At 61.6% G+C, this 18,740-nt stretch carries 22 protein-coding genes and 1 pseudogene; 15 read left to right on the forward strand and 8 right to left on the reverse strand.

The features are described 5' to 3' along the window. Positions 1 to 91: 91 nt before the first annotated feature. Both BH95_RS27925 and BH95_RS24210 read right to left on the reverse strand, forming a co-directional pair. Positions 92 to 1,144, reverse strand: coding sequence for an ImmA/IrrE family metallo-endopeptidase (locus tag BH95_RS27925; protein WP_052060157.1), 1,053 nt, complete (start codon positions 1,142 to 1,144; stop codon positions 92 to 94). Then, a complete protein-coding gene (locus BH95_RS24210; RefSeq protein WP_157773161.1) occupies positions 1,141 to 1,755 on the reverse strand; it encodes a hypothetical protein in 615 nt (204 codons plus the stop codon). The genes BH95_RS27925 and BH95_RS24210 overlap by 4 nt, the downstream gene beginning before the upstream one ends. An 842-nt stretch (positions 1,756 to 2,597) precedes the next feature. Between BH95_RS24210 and BH95_RS24220 the strand changes: the two genes are divergently transcribed. From BH95_RS24220 to rhuM, 8 genes are all read left to right on the forward strand, one after another. Next, positions 2,598 to 3,185, forward strand: a complete 588-nt coding sequence (locus BH95_RS24220) for a hypothetical protein (RefSeq protein ID WP_157773163.1) — start codon at positions 2,598 to 2,600, stop codon at positions 3,183 to 3,185. 230 nt (positions 3,186 to 3,415) lie between these two features. Beyond that, positions 3,416 to 4,222 (forward strand): hypothetical protein, encoded by an 807-nt coding sequence (locus BH95_RS24225; RefSeq protein WP_037184662.1) that lies wholly within the window; start codon positions 3,416 to 3,418, stop codon positions 4,220 to 4,222. A gap of 173 nt (positions 4,223 to 4,395) precedes the next feature. Then, a complete protein-coding gene (locus BH95_RS24230) occupies positions 4,396 to 4,989 on the forward strand; it encodes a recombinase family protein (RefSeq protein WP_037184663.1) in 594 nt (197 codons plus the stop codon). Between the two features lie 27 nt (positions 4,990 to 5,016). Further along, positions 5,017 to 5,682, forward strand: a complete 666-nt coding sequence (locus BH95_RS29915) for an 8-oxoguanine DNA glycosylase OGG fold protein (protein WP_347876819.1) — start codon at positions 5,017 to 5,019, stop codon at positions 5,680 to 5,682. A gap of 78 nt (positions 5,683 to 5,760) precedes the next feature. Further along, positions 5,761 to 6,963 (forward strand): HNH endonuclease, encoded by a 1,203-nt coding sequence (locus BH95_RS29270; protein ID WP_080738094.1) that lies wholly within the window; start codon positions 5,761 to 5,763, stop codon positions 6,961 to 6,963. 561 nt (positions 6,964 to 7,524) lie between these two features. Then, entirely contained in the window at positions 7,525 to 8,463 is a 939-nt protein-coding gene (locus BH95_RS24245) for a DUF6615 family protein (RefSeq protein WP_037184664.1), read from the forward strand. 341 nt (positions 8,464 to 8,804) lie between these two features. Continuing rightward, the gene (locus tag BH95_RS28855) at positions 8,805 to 8,951 is read left to right on the forward strand and encodes a hypothetical protein (RefSeq protein ID WP_157773165.1); all 147 of its coding nucleotides are present in this window, start codon (positions 8,805 to 8,807) and stop codon (positions 8,949 to 8,951) included. 316 nt (positions 8,952 to 9,267) lie between these two features. Next, positions 9,268 to 10,326: a RhuM family protein gene (rhuM, locus tag BH95_RS24250; RefSeq protein WP_052060159.1), complete on the forward strand. Its 1,059-nt coding sequence runs from the start codon at positions 9,268 to 9,270 to the stop codon at positions 10,324 to 10,326. Between the two features lie 772 nt (positions 10,327 to 11,098). Here the strand turns inward: rhuM and BH95_RS24255 are convergent. Beyond that, entirely contained in the window at positions 11,099 to 11,422 is a 324-nt protein-coding gene (locus BH95_RS24255; protein ID WP_230593860.1) for a hypothetical protein, read from the reverse strand. A 218-nt stretch (positions 11,423 to 11,640) separates the two neighbouring features. Between BH95_RS24255 and BH95_RS24260 the strand changes: the two genes are divergently transcribed. From BH95_RS24260 to BH95_RS24280, 6 genes are all read left to right on the forward strand, one after another. Beyond that, complete coding sequence (locus tag BH95_RS24260) at positions 11,641 to 12,087, forward strand: Hsp20/alpha crystallin family protein (RefSeq protein ID WP_027498837.1); 447 nt, start codon at positions 11,641 to 11,643, stop codon at positions 12,085 to 12,087. Further along, positions 12,084 to 12,221, forward strand: coding sequence for a hypothetical protein (locus BH95_RS29145; protein WP_020111931.1), 138 nt, complete (start codon positions 12,084 to 12,086; stop codon positions 12,219 to 12,221). Before BH95_RS24260 ends, BH95_RS29145 begins: the two co-directional genes overlap by 4 nt. Before the next feature lie 219 nt (positions 12,222 to 12,440). Then, positions 12,441 to 13,229, forward strand: a complete 789-nt coding sequence (locus tag BH95_RS24265; protein WP_231383856.1) for an ANTAR domain-containing response regulator — start codon at positions 12,441 to 12,443, stop codon at positions 13,227 to 13,229. Positions 13,230 to 13,387: 158 nt separating this feature from the next. After that, positions 13,388 to 13,837, forward strand: coding sequence for an STAS domain-containing protein (locus tag BH95_RS24270; RefSeq protein WP_052060160.1), 450 nt, complete (start codon positions 13,388 to 13,390; stop codon positions 13,835 to 13,837). Positions 13,838 to 13,962: 125 nt separating this feature from the next. Then, positions 13,963 to 14,346 carry an STAS domain-containing protein gene (locus BH95_RS24275; RefSeq protein ID WP_244165123.1) on the forward strand — a complete coding sequence of 128 codons (384 nt, stop codon included), beginning with the start codon at positions 13,963 to 13,965 and terminating at the stop codon, positions 14,344 to 14,346. Further along, a complete protein-coding gene (locus tag BH95_RS24280) occupies positions 14,346 to 14,762 on the forward strand; it encodes an ATP-binding protein (protein ID WP_020111927.1) in 417 nt (138 codons plus the stop codon). Before BH95_RS24275 ends, BH95_RS24280 begins: the two co-directional genes overlap by 1 nt. A gap of 8 nt (positions 14,763 to 14,770) precedes the next feature. On the opposite strand, the gene BH95_RS30025 is transcribed toward BH95_RS24280, so the two are convergent. The 4 genes and pseudogenes from BH95_RS30025 to BH95_RS29685 form a co-directional block, all read right to left on the reverse strand. Next, the gene (locus tag BH95_RS30025) at positions 14,771 to 15,139 is read right to left on the reverse strand and encodes an LmrA/YxaF family transcription factor (RefSeq protein ID WP_020111926.1); all 369 of its coding nucleotides are present in this window, start codon (positions 15,137 to 15,139) and stop codon (positions 14,771 to 14,773) included. Between the two features lie 143 nt (positions 15,140 to 15,282). After that, positions 15,283 to 15,456 (reverse strand): hypothetical protein, encoded by a 174-nt coding sequence (locus tag BH95_RS29920; protein WP_331271171.1) that lies wholly within the window; start codon positions 15,454 to 15,456, stop codon positions 15,283 to 15,285. Positions 15,457 to 15,538: 82 nt separating this feature from the next. Next, a pseudogene (locus tag BH95_RS29925) lies at positions 15,539 to 15,745 on the reverse strand (sugar phosphate isomerase/epimerase family protein); the annotation flags it as partial. After that, positions 15,661 to 16,194: a sugar phosphate isomerase/epimerase family protein gene (locus BH95_RS29685; protein WP_231383854.1), complete on the reverse strand. Its 534-nt coding sequence runs from the start codon at positions 16,192 to 16,194 to the stop codon at positions 15,661 to 15,663. The gene BH95_RS29685 and the pseudogene BH95_RS29925, both read right to left, overlap by 85 nt. A gap of 93 nt (positions 16,195 to 16,287) precedes the next feature. On the opposite strand from BH95_RS29685, the gene BH95_RS24295 reads away from it, so the two are divergent. Next, a complete protein-coding gene (locus tag BH95_RS24295; RefSeq protein ID WP_020111923.1) occupies positions 16,288 to 16,710 on the forward strand; it encodes a hypothetical protein in 423 nt (140 codons plus the stop codon). Between the two features lie 42 nt (positions 16,711 to 16,752). On the opposite strand, the gene ggt is transcribed toward BH95_RS24295, so the two are convergent. After that, the gene (gene ggt / locus BH95_RS24300) at positions 16,753 to 18,681 is read right to left on the reverse strand and encodes a gamma-glutamyltransferase (protein ID WP_020111922.1); all 1,929 of its coding nucleotides are present in this window, start codon (positions 18,679 to 18,681) and stop codon (positions 16,753 to 16,755) included. Positions 18,682 to 18,740 lie beyond the last annotated feature (59 nt).

Here is an 18,740-nt window from a genome sequence, read left to right on the forward strand (position 1 = left end):
AAGGGCCGGACTGACGAGCTCCGAAGAAGGTGCGCATCACACGGCTAGTGGGGGCAAGACACTACAGCATCCGTCGAGGCTGGGGCCAGGACTAAAAGCACTCGTCGTGTTCTGCGCGACCGGCAGCGATGTCGGCGGCGTAAAGGGCCGTGAAGCACCGAGGACAGGTCCCACGGGTGGCCACGTGAGACAGACAGTCACAACTCTGGCAAGCCGGACAGAGCGCTTCGGCGCACTTGATGCAGCGCTCGGAAGCCGCTGTTACCTCGAATACCTCATTGCATGCTTCGGAAGAGCACACCCGGTCGGCAACCGACCAGCTGTCGTCCGCGTACCGCTCAAGCTTTCGTCCCACCACGAAGGCATAACTACCCCCGGCTAGCGCAACATCGAGCGAAACGTCATCGCGGGTTGCACCGCTACCGTAAATGATTCCGGTTGACGAGCGACCGTGCCCACCATTCACCCCTTCACGCAAGACCTCGGCGATCAAGTGCGCAAAGTCAGGTTGAATCATGCCCCGGGGTGGCGGAGCGAGAGCGTTGTTCGTCGATATCCCAAGCTCAACACGGCCCACGAGATCGCAAACTGTTGCGAACAGCTGTTCCCCATCGAGGTATGAACGGACGGCCCGGACCAGAACCGCTTGCCTCGACGCCCGAGTCTTCTCGAACAAGGAGACCAGCGTTTGTGACGAGAACCGTGCGGTTGGGTCTAAAAAGTGATCAGGAATCAGAACAGTCGAGGCATAGACGTCGCTGAGGTCCTCTTCGATCCAACCCCGCAGTGGCTGACCGATCTTCCACAAGATGTCTTGCCAGCCTTCGTCGTGAGCTTGGAGGTGGTGACCAAATTCGTGCAGAACGGTGAAGTTGTCGCGTCCACTGCCAGTGCGTGCCAGGGTGATAGTCGGTGGATCGGGGCGATACAGCCCGTCGACGGAACACCCCTCAGGCCTGTGGTCGGTGATCCGGATCCGGATCACCGAGTTCTCGGTGATCGCTTGGGTGGGGTTCTCGAACAGCGCATCGTTCGGGATTCCATCAATCGTCATAGAGCGCTCTCGAAGCCGAGCAGCAAGTTGCTCGAGGATGCCCTGCTGACGCCACGCGTCGTTAGAACCCACCTCCGGAATGAGTATCACTTCTCGTTCCTCAACCGGCGCACTGCCCGTTTCATCAGCTCGGCAGTTCGGTGGGTGCCAGTTGCCGTGCGAGCGGCCAGAGCAAACTCTGACTGCAGCGCAAGCCGGACGTCCAGCTCGGGCAGGTTGCGGGCATCTCCGACGGCCCTGAGGTCGTCCTTGTAACGGGGCTTTCGCAACTCTCTCACCCACTCGCCCGACGCTGGCTCAAGAATCTCTCGCACATCAAGACCCCACGCGTCCGCAAGCAACTCAGCCTGCTCTTTCGTGGGGACACGGTCCTGCTTCAACAAACTGGACGCATCGGGCACAGTCACGCCTAGCGATTCTCGGACTTCGCTCACCTTGGCACCCTGCTCCAGTAGGACATCCCGCCGGAACACACCGTAGCCAGGCAGAGCAGTCGGCCACTCGTTGAAGCAGAGGTGTTGGTATTGCCGCAGCAGTTCAGCGATAAAGGCGGCCTCGTCTGCCTCCTCCCCACCGAAGACCTCAAGCGGGGGTGAATGACCAGTGCGGACCGCGGCCCGTACTTCCTCGACCACGTCGGTCGAAAGCCCGAGTCCGACACGCCGATGCAGCAGATGGCGTCCGAGGCCGGTCTCGGCCACAGACCAGAGTGCGAGTTCCGCGTGGAGATCGGCACTTGGCAATCTGAGCGCTGGCCCCGCCGCGGGATCAGGTGGAACCGTCACCGGCCAGGCAAGGATGTAGTCGTCCCGAACTCGGGAAATCAGAACCAGACCGACGGCAGCACTATTCCAGCTGAGCAGCCAAAGCTCGCCGACACTTGGCTGGGGACAACTGCCAACTTCCCATGCACCGCGGCCCTCAGGGGGGATGGAATTAGGAGCCCTGTCTAGGCTCAGGTCTTGCATGCGTTCCTTCTTGTCACATCGTGGGCTCAGTAGGTCAGTTGGAGATCAGTACCTGATCCGCTCCCAATACTCAAGAAACTCGCTTCGCCCCGGCTCCTGCAGATGCCCATAGAACGGGCAAAGCACCTCGTTCCCGAACCGCGATCCTTCTATTGTGTGCTGAAACCTCTCTGACCACCACCCTGGCTTGTTCAGGTTGCAGGATGTGTCCACAGAACTCGCCAGGTCACCGCGGGATCGAGTGGTTGTACTCCGGCCCAGCGTGGTCCAGAAGGTTGTGTTCGGCAATGCCGCCACCACCCCAACGGGGCGGTAGGTCTCGTGCGCGTCGCCGCCGACAAGAATGCTCGGACTCGCGCCGTAAATATCGGCTGGGATCGGTTCACTGTCGGGCACGCGGAGACGATAGCTCGCCTGACCGACAACGACGCACCCGCCACCCGCCTGGACAAGCCTGCGACCCAGGATTGCGCTACTCGGACTAGAGCTTCTGTCACTTGGACGAGCGAAGGCCGGGGCCGGAATGTAGATCGCAACTAGTGTGTAGCGACGTCGCCGGAGGAAGGATTCACGCCGTGAGCGCTGTCGATGTAGTGCTTGACGAGCTCAGAAACGAGCTGAACACCTCTATCGCTTCAACCCTCCTGGCCTCCCACGCGCTGGGATATTTCGCCGACGAGATGCGGTCTTGGGACAGCAAAGTCGGCCGACACCCACTCAACATTTGGCTGGGCGATCCCACGGTGCACTTCAATGACGCTGAAGACCCAGAGAGCCCGGACGCCGACCGACACACGCCTTCAGCCAGCATCCTGAGATCGGAGGCGTTGCGCATGATGGCCCTGCGGGGGCCCATAGAAATCAATCTAAGTCAGAGCTGGATCGTAAGTTTCTACGCCAGGTGGGAGGAGCACTTCAGGAAGCGACTTGCCGATGCGCACGCATGTGACGGCCAAGCTGTGATTTGTCCACCGCTTGGCGATCTCCGCCACCTACGCAATCTCGTGGTCCACAACGGCGGTGAAGTTGATTCCCGCTGGCGACGTAGCCAAGTGTTTTCACACTGGTTCGAAGTCGGCGAGACGATCTACCTCCGAGGACATCACTTTCTGGAGTTCGAGCAAGCAATCCCATGGGAGGCACTCAAAGCGTCGACTACCTGAGACCTCCCTTCCTGCTTTAGTTTCGAGCGGGCGGAGTAGTTGACGCTTACTGGCTGGGGCGGGGTCCAGCCTGACCTTCGTCGCGTTTAACTCGATGTGCGCGACTTCTGGGTATCGTCCGGCAGACTCACGGGTGCAACCTCCACCTGCTCGTCTCTCAAGGCCCAAAGTCAGGACAAATTCAGTAATAGCGCAGAGACTTACTGCATCGGAATGACAAGGTCTCGTGCATGACTAACCCATACTTCAGGAACGGCAAGCACCGCTTGCTGGATTCATACGTGGTCCACTTGGATGAGCTCGGAACGAGCATGGCCTTGAGCGCATACGACAATGACGCACTCGGGGTCTTTCTTAGCAGGACGCAGGAACTCCGAGATGACCTTGAGTGGTCGGGTCTGCAGATCCATGCGTTCAGCGACAACGTGCTTATTGGTGCGCCGCTCGACGACCCACAGTTCGATTGGGCGGAAGGTCCACATAGCCTCTTCCGGCCTGTCGCCCTTCACCAGTACAGGGCTGCTCTGCAAGGTGTCTACATTAGGGGGGCTTTGGCGCGGGGGCCCCTGTACATGAGTGACCAGCAGGTAACTGGGCGGGCCCTCCTAACTGCCTACAAGCTGGAGTCGGGGGTAGCACGGGTCCCGCGCATTCTTGCCACGCCCGAGGCGATAGCGCCGCGTCATGTAACCATCAAGGCCTTCGGGGGCGACCCACTCTCATCTCCGTACTCTCGTGACTTCGCTGTCGATGAGGATGGGTGGGCTTTCATCAACTACCTGTATCAGGCGCACGATGCGGAGACTAGGGACGAGCGCGCCACCCAATTGCAACAGCACGCTGAGCACATCGAACGCAATCTGAAGACGTTCGTCGAGCCTGGTGGAATCCGAGACAAGTTCGTGTGGCTGGCGCACTACCACAACTGGGTCTGCTCCACGTTCTTTGATCAGACTGGCGTGAGCGACACCCTCCTGTCACTCCTACAACCCGGCGAGCGGAGCAGCCCACGGTTGTTTATGCGCTTACAAGACTGAACCCGCGCCCTGCCAGCATGTCTCAAAAACGATGGGTTGATGAGACAACGCAGCTTCCCGGCTTCTTCGCTCAGGATCCGACCCAGTCGCAGTTCGTTGTGTCTCAAAAACCTGTCTCATATCTGTTAGTCTCAAAACCAGTGGGGTAATGAGGTAGTGAGACAGGAACGGTTATGGCGGCCATCGGATACGCAAGAGTGAGCACGGTTGATCAGGATCCACAGCTGCAACTCGACGCGCTGGCGACTGCGGGGGCGTTGAGGGTGTTCACGGATCTGGGAGTAAGCGGGGCCAAGGCGGACCGCCCGCAGCTTGCCGCGTGTCTCGATCACCTCAGAACCGGCGACACGCTCGTCGTGTGGAAGCTGGACCGTCTCGGTCGCGACACCCGGCACGTCCTTGATGTCATTTCAGACCTCACAGCCCGAGGAGTGACGTTTGCGAGCGTGACTGAAGGTCTCCACACCGAAGGCCCGATGGGCAAGGCGATGTTGACGATCATGGCCGCCTTCGCTCAATTGGAACGAGACATCATGCTCGAGCGAACTCGGGCAGGACTTGTCGCCGCAGCGGCGAAGGGCCGTCGCGGGGGAAGGCCCAGTAAGGTCGCCGCGGCCGATGTGGCTCGGGCGCGTGACCTTCTCAGCAAAGGCCTGACAGCTGGTGAGATCGCCAAGATGCTGGGTGTCAGTCGTGCCACGGTGTACCGCCACCTCCGCGTCTCCTCGGCGGAACCATCTCTGGTTCACCCCAAGGTGGCTCCCTAAGCCCGAAGGCGTCGGTAGCGTAATCGGATGCGCACCGACACCGACGCCCTGCCAGTTCCGGAATGGCTTGCTGTGGCATCGTCGGAAGGCTTCGATAGCGCAATCCGAGTCAACACCCAGTGGTGGGAGCGAGTTCTCTCGCAGGCTGGCCTGGAAGCTGAGCTCCCGCCATCTGTGGACGGCCGGTTGAAGAGGAGCGACATCTTTCATCTTGCATCACGTTGCACTGACGACCCCGAAGTTGCCAGAGCCGTGCTTTGGGCATCGCTAGCCTGGGGGGAGGGGACCCGCGCATTCAGAAATCCAGGACGAGTCCGGTCTTTCCTCATGGACCGTGATCGCAACTCTGACCTACTTGTGCAGGCTGCAGACATTTCGTTGAGCGATCCCGAAGCTGCCTACCAGGCTCTCTTTCGCCAAATCAAACATCTAGGCCCCGCGTTTTTCACGAAGTTCTTGTACTTCGCCGGAGGTGGCAACGCGTCCCATCCGTGCCTCATTCTCGACGCACGTGTGGCTGCTGCTCTGAAGTATCACAGCGGTTGGGACTCGCTCGATGCTCGAGCGGGCTGGCCGGCTGACACGTACGGTCGGTACTGCGAGCTACTAGCGCGGTGGGCGGGAGAGGTGGATCAGCGAGGGATCCCCATCTCAGCGGATCAGCTTGAGTTCAGGTTGTTCTCACGGAGGTAGGCCAGTAGTGGCTCGGTAGGTGCCCCCATGGACGCACCTCCACTCTTGCACTGACAAGCCTGCGTTAGCCTCACGTGTATGCCGCTCCACGCCTTGACCCGCGATTCTGTCCTGAAGGCAATCGAGGAGTTCAACCGGCGCGGGCAGACCGAATTCTTGAAGCTGTACGGCTATGGAGAGGCCCGCGGCTACGACCTGGTGTTCGACGGAGTGAACTACGACTCCAAGGCAATTGCCGGTGTAGCACAGCGGTACGCGACAGGTGACGTTCTTGAGCCCCGGTCATTCTCGGGTGGGCGGGCAGAGACTGTTCGCGCACTGACTGACCTAGGGTTCACGATCATTGACACAAGACCTAGCGGCACCCAGCGGGCATGGCTTGCTGTGACCAAAAATGACTATCGGCGGCTAGTTGGCGGGGCTACCTACGATGACCTCTATCCAAGTCATTACAGCTATGACAGCAACGTCTCGAACTGGAAGCAGATCGCCACCGGTGACCTTATTGCCATCTGGGATGAAGCGGAGCTCTTGGGCGTATCGATCATTGAGTCTATCGAGATCTCCCGGGGTCCGAAGACCATGGGTCGCTGCCCTTCGTGTGGAAAAGGCAACATCGAGCGTCGGAAAAAGATGAGGCCAACGTACCGGTGTGATGACTGCAAAGATGCGTTCGAGACACCTGTGCTGTCAGAAAAGATCGTGGACCGGTTCAAAACGACGCATGCGCGGGGGTGGACTCAGCCCACGCCCTCACTGAGCCGAGACGAGCTGCTGAAACTTACGGTTCTGAACTACTCGCAGAACAGTATTCGCGAACTTCGGCTCGTAGACTTTCGTGCCAGTGTATCTGCGCACAGCGCCGGTGCGCCGATGGCGCTGGTTGATGCCACGAGCAGGCAGATACGTGGTGGCCACAGCGAGCGAATCGTACGAGCGCGGCTTGGACAGGGAGCATTCCGTACCAAGCTGATCGATAAGTACGGCTCTGTGTGCGCGTTCTCGGGACCAGCTCCAGAACAGGTTCTTGAAGCCGCCCACCTGTACAGCTACGCCACCGTTGGCAAGCATGAAGATGACGGGGGGCTGTTGATTCGGCGAGACCTGCACACTCTGTTCGACTCGGGCCTTATCTCGGTCGATGGCGGCGGCAGCATCGACGTCACCTCCGAAGTAGCCAGCTATCCCGTGTATGCGGAGCTGCATGGCTCGAAGCTGCGAGTTGAATTGACGGATGCACAACGCTCATGGCTGGCTGCGCACTGGCATCTGTGGAGATAACAGAGCTCAAGCCAGATTACGAGCCGCAGCTCCCAGGCGATTCCGGATGGGCTGCGAAGGTTCGGTTGCACCAGTCATGGTTCCCCAGTTGAGATCTCTGGACTGGAATACTTGGGGTACCGACACCGGCTCCGACATCACGGCCTCTTGGAAGCGATTTGCCGCAGAGCACGGTAGGGCTCGGCCTTCGCGGCGACGGTGTGAGGCGTGCATACGCCCATAGGCGATCCGAGGGTTGGGGGCTCGCCCCCGTTGCTGAGCATTGTGACGCACTCGTCCTAGGCTGGGCTACACCTCGCTGAGTCAACGCACTTGGCGATCCGTCACACGCGACTTGAGCGAAGTACTGATCTCGTTTGATCCGGATCCAGTTCTTTACCGCCAGAATTGGCGTCGGTGTTGGTGTCGCCTGAATTATCCAACCGGCTGACCCAGATGTATTCCAACTGACGGTCCAAGAGCGCCGCTGCATGTGAGGGCGGTCGGCAAGGCTGTAGGTTCGCAGAACGGAAGTCCCGACTGAGATTCGGAGACCGCAGCGCACTGCACGATAGGGGACCGATGTCTGCCATCCTGATAAGTTCCATCGCTACTCATATGGACCAGCTCGCGATTGAGACTTGGCATAAGCTCGCCGATGGCGATCAGGCCCGCATCAAGTTTCGAGAGGATTCCATCACCGATCACAACCTGTTGGCACTGCATCGAAGGTTCGGGCGTCACATGAGTGTCCTCCGCTATAACCAGCGCGAAGAAGCGTTGTCAGGCGCCGACTGGGAATGGTGGATTGGCAGCGACTTCCATGGCTGGTTCGTGCTGCGGATTCAAGCCAAGCGGGCGCACGGGCTGGACTACAGCGCTCTCAACCACAAGGACAAGCTGACTGGCCAGCTTCAGTATCAAACAATGCTCGTCCGGACTTCGACCCGTCCTGGGGAGTACGCGTTCCACGTTTTTTACAACGGATGGGAGCCGAGCCGGTTCGCCGAATATAGGCGGGCTCAACCAGAAACCCCCGATGCCCCGCCTTGGTGGTCAACCTCGCGCACCAGCCGTGTATCGCACTGGGGGTGTATGGGCGTCTCGACCCAGGACGTGAAGGAGCTGCATTCGTCGGTCAGCTTACGCAAATATCGAATTCCTCGATACTTGGAACGAGGGTTTCCCTGGTCGGAGTTGTTCTCCGGGCTGAGCCCGGGTCACAATGCGGCATCTATGACGAACTTGCTCCAGTTCAACGCGTATCGCGCATCTCTTGGGTCGGCAATGTCGACGAATTGGCTGGCTCAAGGGCTGACGCTTGAGGATCTGCGAGCGAATTCCGTAATCCCACCGGGAGCTGTGGGTCGCGATAGTCGGATAGCGGAACTGCCCGCGTATGCGCGGGCCGCCCTGGATCCGGGTTCGCTGAACGGAGACCTCTACCACGGCTCAAATACAGATGTGAGACGCCCGAACCGGCCGCCGAAGCGCGTTACTGTCACCGATCTTGGGGAGTAGCGGACGGTAGGGGCCGATCAGGGTTCCGCCTTACGGCGGTTGAAAAATCTTTGGCCAGCACAGGCGTGTAGGAAGCCATGAGGAAAACGCAGTTTCGATTGTCCGAGCCAACACTCAAGGACGGTCCAGTGTTGCCCACTTTTTGCCCATGATCTGTGGTCAACGCAAGTCACCCGTCGTCATCGCTTACGTCATATTCGCAGCTCAAAGAGTATCCGGGGCCTAGGGCCAGCCTTACGAAACCCTGACCGCTGGCTCGAATCGGCCGGCGGAATCGAATACACCGCCGACCCCGCCACCTTCGACGCGCCCACGGATCTTGCGAACGTCAAGTTTGCGAAGTGGCCGGGCGGTCCGGTCAGACCGGCGTCACCAACAACGCCGAGCTACTCATCTCAGCATGCGAGATCATCCCCAAGCCCGAGGCCTCGGGAGACTACCCGCAGGGGCTGACATGGCCGACGCACGGCGGACTACTTGTTTACTGACTCCACACGGCATACCGCGCCGGCCACGTGCAACACGCTGACAGTGGCGACACACCGAGAGTGCGGGGACGTCTGTCGGCTTCACCGCATAAACTGATCAGCGGTCGGCAACCTTTTGCTGACTGCGGAAACGCCGAGGCCCCGCCGGAGCGAACTCCAGCAGGGCTCGGGATGTCTTTGGTCGGACACCCCCGATAATAAGCGACGCCTCGATCTGTGTCTCGACATGGGGGCGGCTTTTCTGCAGAGTTTGACCCGTCGAGTCCTCTCTTTCCCGCGGAATCAAACCGGTACGAAGAGACATGGACAGAACACAATGACAGCAGATTCCCCCGACAACACCCCAGAACAACGATCCTCCGGAGAGTTCATCGTCTATCGAACAGAGGACGGACGGACCGAAGTCCAGTTGTTACTCGTAGACGGCACGGTTTGGCTGTCCCAGAAGGAGCTCTCCGAGCTCTACGGCATTGGGGTATCAACCGTGAGCAGGCACGTTAAGGCCATCCTCGACGAGGGCGAGCTGGACCGTGCGGCAACTGTTGCACAACGTGAAAATGTTGCCCTTGAACAGGGACGATCTGTCACACGCCGGATTGAGGTTTACAGCCTGGACCTCATCATGGCCGTCGGTTACCGAGTGAGGGGACCGCGAGGCAATCAGTTCCGAAACTGGGCAACGACGGTCCTCGCCGAATATCTCATCAAGGGCTTCGCGATGAACGATGCGAAGCTGAAGGACCCGGCAGGCCAGGACTACTTCGCCGAGCTCCTTGAGCGGATCCGTGACATCCGCGCGTCGGAGGCACGCTTCTACCAACAGATCCGGGACATCTTCGCAACCAGTGCTGATTACGACCCCAAGAGTCTCAGCACCGCCCAGTTCTTCCAGCAGATCCAGAACAAGCTTCACTTCGCCATCGCGGGGCAGACCGCTCCTGAGATCATCGCGCTCCGAGCCGACCCGTCGGCGCCGAACATGGGCGTGCAGCACTTCAAGGGCGAGAAGCCCACGAAGCAGGAAGCGAAGGTCGCTAAGAACTACCTCACTGCTGACGAGCTCAGGATCCTCAACCGGTTCACGACCATGTTCCTGGACTACGCGCAGGACCAGGCCGAGCGACGGAACTCGATGACGATGACAGCTTGGGTTGTTCAGACCGACAGGTTCATCGCCTTCAACGAGTATCCAGTCCTGACAGACAACGGCAGGCTCTCGCGAGCTCGAGCAGACGAGCTCGCCATGGAACGGTATGACCTTTACAAGCGGCAGCTCGCCGCAGCCTCGCGCGATGAGATTCTGGGCGCTGAGGTCGACACGATGCGGCGAATCGAGCGGCAGATCCTTGCCGCCCAGCATTCGCTAAAGCGCTAACCGGCCCGGCGACTCTGCCCACACTTGCCCACTATCCGCACCAATCGGCAAGCACCGGCCAAGTAGAGAATTGCTGCTCAGGACAGGTAAATGGCCTTGAGCTGCGGGGCGCTGAAGAGTTCAAATCCCTCCGCTTCCGCCAACGGGAAAGGCCCTGATCTCACCGAGCGGTGCAGGTCAGGGCCTTGTTGGTGATTGGTTCGTGCGGCCAGGCTTGGGGTCTGCCCGAAAAAATGGCCACGTCGAGGTCGTTGCGGACATCCTGCGTCGCGTCAGGGCCAGCTCGGTCGTAGACAACTCCGTCGCATGAGCATGGGCTGCGATTAAGTCCCCGCAACTGACGTCAATAGCCGTGTCTAGGACAGGCACGGGTTCGCCTCTGTCCTAGACAGGTCTGGCCGTTCGGGAGTAACGCCGGTGAGCAATCGACTTGTCACAAGGTTGTCACAACTCGGTACAAACGAACCGACACCCACTGACACTCACTGACCCAGTAACAGCAGGTCGGAGCGAGGAAACGAATCACACTGGGACCCAATGGAACCCCAATTAATCGCCTTGTAAGCGAGCGGTCAACGGTTCAATCCCGTTAGGGGGCTCCGCACATGAAGGCCCCGACCACGTCACGTGGTCGGGGCCTTCGTCGTTGCGAGGTGCGTCGGCCCCGGTGCAGGTGACCCCAGTGCACGGTATCGATGCGGATCTGCGGGATTCCGCTGATTGTCGGTAGTTGTGTGCTCTGGGGTCAGTAGTACATTCGGCGGGCCGATGGCTACCAGAGAACCATTGTCAGGAATCCGATTCCCAGGATGATGCCGAGGGCGCCGGCGCCGTAGGCGAGGGCAGCGTCGGTGCGTGATGCGGGAGGCCCCGAGAGGATCGGGCTGCGGTCGGCCCAGAGCGCGGCGCCGAGAGCGAGGATGCCGAGCGCGACTCCGAAGCCTGGGGTCCAGAAGCACACGATGGACAGTGCGCCGATCATCAGCGCTGAGTCGGTGTTCTCGCGGCGGTCGAATGCTCGTCGGTTCCACCACCGCCGATCCTCGGGTCCGCCGGCGGTTCCCTCGGGATTGTTCCTGTCGGCCGTCAACGTCATTGCGTGTGCTCCTTCGTGTGTCGCATGCTGCCCGATGCGGTTCTCGCGCAGCATCATCGGCCGTCCTCGTGAGACGGCGCCTGCCTCGAAAATTTTTCGAAAAATTGTGCACAACCATCTTGGCACTCGGATGGTGAGAGTGCTAATTTCTGTATCGCACAGTCAAGAGCAGCCCGCTACAGGGGCGGGTGCATCTGGAGTTGATGGAGGTGGTTGCTGTGCTTCGCTTCGATCCGTTCCGTGACCTCGATTCCATTACCTCGGCCATGCTGGGGACGTCGAGCGGTTCCGATCGTGCGCCACGGTTCATGCCGATGGACCTGTACAAACTCGACGATCACTACGTTCTGTCGGCGGATCTTCCCGGGGTGGATCCGGGTTCGATCGATGTCGATGTCGACCGCGGAACCCTCACGCTGACAGCACATCGCACTGCACCGGATACCGATGGGGTGCAATGGATTTCCTCGGAACGTTTCGCCGGTACGTATCGTCGCCAGCTCGCGCTGGGCGACGGCGTCGACTCCGAGCGCATTTCCGCGTCCTATGACAACGGGGTCCTGTCGGTGACGATCCCGCTGGCCGAGCGCGCCAAACCGCGGAAGGTTCAGATCAGCGCCGGCGCCTCCGACGGTCGACGGTCGATCGAGACGCAGTCGAAATGATCGATCCGGTCATGTGGCCCGAGGGCCCGTACGAGTGTGCGCCGGCAGATTTCGTCGAGCAGCGTATCGAAGTCCCGTTCGAGGACGATGCGTATCCACCGACCGCTCGCTTCGAGGTTGTCGGGGCGGCGTAGATCAGGCGGAAGTGCCTGTGTGGGGGTGGCGCGGGGCGCTGCCGGTTTCTTGACAGCGCCCCGCGCCGCGGTACGTCCGTGTAGCGGGGTACCGGCAGCTCGGATGCCACGACTGCCGCGTACCCAAACCTGGCCCCCCTGCGGTAAGTCGAGCATCGGCGGCGCATTCGATTCCGGTTCCGGATGATCGTGTGGTCGAATCTGTTGGTGAAGGATTCTGTGGTCACTGATGCCAGTACGGCGGAGGGCGAGAGCCTCGCTGCCGCCGACGACGCAACCCGCGCGGCTGCCGCTCGCTTCGGGGCGGTGGTCGCTTCGATCGGTGACTCCATTCGCGACGACGACCATGTCCTCGAAACCCTCGACCGGCTCGTCGCAGTAGCATGCGAGCACATCGGGGACGTCGACCACGCCAGTGTCACCATCGACGTCGACGGCCGAAGCTTCACTGCGTGCTCGACCGACGACTCGACGATGGCTATCGACCTCGAGCAGTACGACCTCGATTCCGGGCCGTGCCTGACCGCTGCTCGCACGCCGGAAACAGTGGTCGCGGACTGCGACGTGATCGACCAGCGATGGCCGAACTTCGGGCCGACCGCCCGCGCTGCAGGTGTGCATTCGATTGTCGCCGAACCCATCTCGTCGGCGCAGGTGACGTTCGGTGCCGTCAACCTCTACAGCCGCACCGCGCATGCTTTCGACGATATCGATCGATCCCTGCTGGCGGCATTGACCGCCGCGATCGGATCCGCCGTCGGCGACTTCGCGCGGATCGGCGCCGCCCAGGACACCGTGGACGGCCTGCGTACCGCTATGGAACATCGGGCCCCGATAGAGCAGGCGAAAGGGATCCTGATGGCTCTGCATCGCATCGGACCCGACCAGGCTTTCGACATCCTGTCCACTCGGTCTCAGAACACCAATCGCCGTCTTCGTTCGATCGCCGTCGAATTCGTCGCCGCCGTCAGCGAGGTCAGTACAACGGTGACCGATACTCCGACGTGACCGACGCGCTCCGTCTCGGCCGGGGAGCTACCGCGATCGATCCCCGAAGAGCCGTTATCGCGATGTTATTCCCTGGTTATCAATTCGAGATAGACCGGTCGAGTCTTCGATATCGGACACTGGAAAACTAATTGCACAGTCAACGAGGTGACGCAGGAGTGACGGTCACGAGTCCGTCACGGCGCGAGCACCCGGGAGAGGACACGATGACCACCGCCATGCCCGACTCCTCCTTCTCGTGGACCGATACGCACGCGCCGCCGAGCGTGGTTGCCGATGCGGCGGACCGGTACGACATCGATGTGGAAGCCGTATCCGCCGACCGCAGGGTGGTGCGACTGGCGGGGGAGTTCGAGATGGAGTCCCGTACCGACGTTGCCGCAGTCCTCGACCGAGCGATACGCACCGGATCGAAGGCCGATGTCGATCTCTCGGCTGTGACGTTTCTGTACTCGGGTGCGGCGAGGTCGATCATCGACGCCGTCGATGCCTCGGAAGCATTCGGGCAGCAGATGCAGGTGGTCGGCGCGAACCGCGTCGCGTGCAGAATCTTCGGCGCTCTCGGCGCCGAACATCTTCTCCGAGAGAACTCCGATCGACATGCCTGACGACACGAGGGTTCGCGATGGGGGCCAGGGCGCGTAGGCGCGTGAGGGTGTCGAGGGTTGGCCGCATGGACGACGGGTACTGAGATGGTCATGATGCTGTGGACATCGCAGAAGAATGTGCACTCGTGGTGACCGACGACGCGGATCCGTCACCGTTTTGCGCTGTACTCACCTCGACGGGGCGGACTCGGGTGCTGACTGTGGACGGCGAACTGGACATGTCTGTCGTGCCGGATCTGGCCACAGCTGCATTTGCCGCTGCTGCCGAGGCCGAGGGTGGTCTGGTCGTCGACCTCACCGACGCTGCTTTTCTGTCCTCCAGCGCCATCACGACCCTGGTCAAGACATCCGAGCATCTGCCGCAAGGGGCGGTGATGGCGCTGGTTGCGACGCGGCCGGTCGTGCTGCGTCCGATCGAGCTCAGCGGGATAGATCGCTTCATGCAGGCCTTCCCTGATCTCGCTTCCGCGATCGCGCACGTGAGCGGCCAGGACAGCGACGCGACCTGATGACCGAACGCAACGCCGATCACCGCGCCGTCGACCCCGCTCGGTGGACACACCATGGCCACGCCGACCCGTCGTCTGCGACGATGCTGCGTCGACGCGTACGACGTTGGGCTGCATCGTTCGACGTCACCGAGGACCTCGTCGACGCCATCGAGCTCGCCACCTACGAAGCCCTCGCCAACGTCGTCGAGCACGCGTACACCACCTCGGACGAACCCGGAATCATGACGCTGACTGCCGTCCGCGAGGACTCGACCATCACGATCACCGTCGTCGACGCCGGGATCTGGAAACCTCCTGATCCCACGCCCCACCGCCGACACGGACTCGATCTGGCCGCAGCCGTCAGCGATCACCTCGCTCTCGACCACTCCGCAGTGGGAACCGTCGTATCGATGACGTGGGCGCTCGACTGAAAAGTTGATCAGGCCCGCTGTCGGCGGGGGTCTGCCTGGGTGAGGTGGTGATCGAGCAGCACGGTCAGGTGCTGCTCGACATCGTCGAGCGCTGTGCCACGCACATCCATCACGGCGCCTTCGATTGCTGCCAAGATCGTGTTCGCGAGGGATTCTGCGGTGGATTGCTCGATGCCGTGCTCGACCAGCGATGTTGCGACCGCGGGAGTGGTGGCGCGAGAGACTGCGGCTGCCCGATGGGCAGCCTGCGGTGAATTCGCTGCCGGACACCACGTTCTGACACTGCGCGATGAATGAAGCCAGGCCCTCGCGTGGGGTGGAGTGCGCGGCTGCGGCGGCGATCTGTGCTTCTCGGGTCGATGCTCCGTGGCGTACACGCCGCCGGGACCATCGTCGGGCGAGATCTGGTCGCCGAGATACGGTCCGGAGAAGTCGTCTCGACAGCGACGCTACCGTCGTGGTGCAGTGACTTCGACCCGTTCTCGGTAACCCGAGCGCTTCACCGGTAAGGCAGCGCCGCTCAGATCTGTGCGGGTTGCCAGTCGGGTGCGTGTTCGAGAATCACTTGCTGCAGTAGGCGAGTGGCCTTCCGAACACCTTCGGCAGCGTTGACCAACGCGTCCTCGTGCTCGATGTTCAGTGTGGCGTCGTAGGTGCCCGAGTCCGAGTGTGACGTAATACCATGCGCGCGCATGCGGATCGGTGACGTCGACGGTGTCGAGCACGCCGTTGTGTGCTGCATTGTGTCGGTTGATTCGTACATCCTTGGCGTGCACATGAAAGATGCTGCGGCCCAGGCTGCGAATGACCGACGGGATGTCTGCGCCCATCCACATCAGGTGCGACGGATCGAGGTTCGCCCCGACGACGGTCGGGTCGGTTGCGTCGGCGAGTCGTTTCATCGTCGAGACGTTGTAGACGAGTTGCGAGCCGCACATTTCGACTGCAAGCCGTACGCCGTGGTCTTTCGCGAAGCGTGCCAATGAATCCCAGTAGGGAAGCGCGATGTCGTTCCATTGGTACTCGAGAATCGCGAGGTTCTCGGGCGGCCACGAGGTGGTGATCCAGTTGGCCGACGAGTCGCCGGGCCCACCGGGTAGTCCGACATCAGTACGACGGTGGGCACCCCGAGCAACCCGGCGGCCTCGATGGTGCGGCGGACGACGTCGTCGTGGGCAGGTCCCGTGACGGGGTGGAGTTGATTGCCGTTCGCGTTGAGCGCGCTGATCGTGAGATGTCGCGCTTGGACTGCGTCGGTCAGTTTCGCGCGGGCCGCTTCGGATTCCACGAGTTCGGACAGGTTCGCGTGCGGCGCAGTCGACCAGTTGCCGGTAGCGATCTCCACCGACGACAGACCGGCCTCGGCGGCGATGTCGAGCGCTTCCTCGAACGGAAGATGGCTCAGCGAATCCGTGATCAGTCCGATCTGCATGTCAGTCTCCTGGTGTGGTGGTCAGCCAACACTAGAACGTGCTAGATCAGTTTGTAAAGACATAGTCCGTTCGTCGTAGGGCATCATGAGGGGATGAGTGATCTCGAATACCTGGCCACGTTGCTTGCTGGACTGGATGCGGAGATTGCGCGAGTCGCTGCTGCCGATTCGGGTTCCGACGAGCAGTCGTCTGCCATCGACGACGCGGTCGACGCTGTCCTGCGGTTGCGTGCGAAGGTCAAGGCCGGTTACCCCGGCAAGAAGGCCTATTACATCGCGGCGTCGACCGACCCGAATGGAATCCGGGTCGAGGGCATTTCTGCCCTGCAGGGCAAACGTGCCCACGAACTGGTCCGCGACGGCGGATGGATGCACACCGATTCCAGCACGGTGCTCGATCTTCTCGACGACGATCAGATCAGTCGGTACCGTGCCGTCGCGGGACGCGGCGTGACGCAAACATTTCGGGACGCACGTGAATACCTTTCGACAGCAACGGGTCTCGCCGACCAATAGATCTGACCAACGTCGATCTGGGCCGAAACGGTCGTGACTCGATCAGTTCCCCAGCACGATGCCTTCTCGACGAGGGTCGGCGCCGCCGGTCCAACCGTTGTCGGTGCGCTGGAGGGCGCTGAGGCCGCTGGATTGGTCCGCCGTGGAGACCTGGTGTCCCCATTGTTCGAGTTGGCGTACGACGGGGTCGTCCGGGCCGGTGACGTTCGGGTGTTCACCGCCGTAGTTGGTGGCAGGGGAGTTCGCCGCACCGAAGTCCACCATCGAGACGGCCTGCTGGGGGTTCATTCCCCAATCGAGAACGCCGACAAGTGTCTTGACGACGAACTGAATGATGACGGATCCGCCGGGCGAACCTGCGACCAAGGAGAGGTCGCCCCGGCTGCCGTCGTCGGTCTTGTCGAAGACGAGGGTCGGCGCCATGGAACTGCGTGGGCGCTTGCCCGGTTCCACTCGGTTGGCCAACGGAGTGCCGTCGGGTGCCACGGGCTCGGCGGAGAAGTCCGTCAGCTGATTGTTCAGCAGGAAGCCGTCGACCATGTGGAACGAGCCGAACGCGGACTCGACGGTCGTCGTCATCGACGCGGCGTTTCCGTAGCTGTCGACGACGGAGATGTGGCTGGTTCCGTGTTCCTGCTCGGTGGACGACGCGAACTGCACGGGGCCGAAGTCGCCGTGCTCGGCCTTGCCCATACTGCGCGCAGGATCGATGAGAGCCGCACGCCCCGAGAGGTATTCGGGGTCGAGGAGGGCGTCGGGTGAACCACCGGGCAGTGGTACGAAATCCGGGTCGGCGACGTAGAAGTCGCGATCAGCGTAGGCGAGCCGTTCTGCTTCGGAGATCAGATGTACACCCTCGGCCGTCGGGACACCGCCGTCGGCATCCATGTCGGTGGGCGCGTACTGGCCGAGATCGAAGTTCGACAGAATCCCCATCGTCGACGCGACGGCTATCCCACCGGACGACGGACCGGGCATCCCGCAGATGTCGTGGTCTCGGTATTCGGTGCAGACGGCGGTTCTGGTCTTCGGCTCGTAGGCGGCCAGGTCCTCCATGGTCAGCAGTCCTGGTGTCCGGCCGGCGGAGGTGTCCGCGGTGGCGTCGACGATGGCTTGCGCGATGTCGCCGGTGTAGAAGGCGTCGGCGCCGCCTGATGCGATGGCGGACAACGTCTTCGACATCCCAGGATTGGTCAGTACCGTTCCCTCGGCCTTCGGGGACGCGTCCGGATTCAGGAAGTACTCTTTCGACGACGGGTCGAGCGCGAGCTTCGGCGCGGAATCGGCAATGGACTGTGCCATTCGCGGGCTGATCTCGAAGCCGTTGTCCGCGAGCGCGACTGCCGGATCGAAGAGCTCCGCCCAGTCCTGCTTTCCGTGGTCGGCGTGGGCTTGCTCGAGCATACGCATGACGCCCGGCACGCCGATCGATCTGCCGCTGGACCGTGCGTCGGGCTGGGGCACCGTCCGGTTCACGTCGTCGATGTACCGCAGGTAGTCACCGGTGGCTGCCGCGGGTGCGACCTCACGTCCGTCGTACGCCTGTATGTCGCCCGACGCCGCGTCGTAGTAGAGGAGGAACGCGCCTCCGCCGATTCCCGACGATTGTGGTTCCACCAGACCGAGGACGGTCTGCGCGGCGATCAATGCGTCGGCGGCGGTTCCGCCGTCCGCCAGCACCTCGCACGCAGCGTCGGTGGAGATCGGATTGGCCGTCGACACAGCGAAGTCCGTGGTATCGACCGGTTCCATCCCGGAGCGATACCCGGTGGCAATCTCCGGATTGGTACCGATGTCACCGCCGGCCGACGGCGCCGCGTCCACCGTCGTCACCGAGTCCGACGCGGGCAACGTGCAGGGCTCGGGCGCGGAGGCGTCGTCCTGTGACGTGGTGCAGGCGGTGATGGGAATCAGCACCAGAGCGCAGGCCGCAATGGTCAGTTTCTTCGCACCGAACTCCGAGACACCCATTGCCCGACGCTACCTCACGGTGTGGTGGTGACGCGTCACTTCAGGCGTGATCGGCCCGG

The sequence above is a fragment of the Rhodococcoides fascians A44A genome, assembly GCF_000760735.1.
Classification (GTDB): Bacteria; Actinomycetota; Actinomycetes; order Mycobacteriales; family Mycobacteriaceae; genus Rhodococcoides; species Rhodococcoides fascians_E.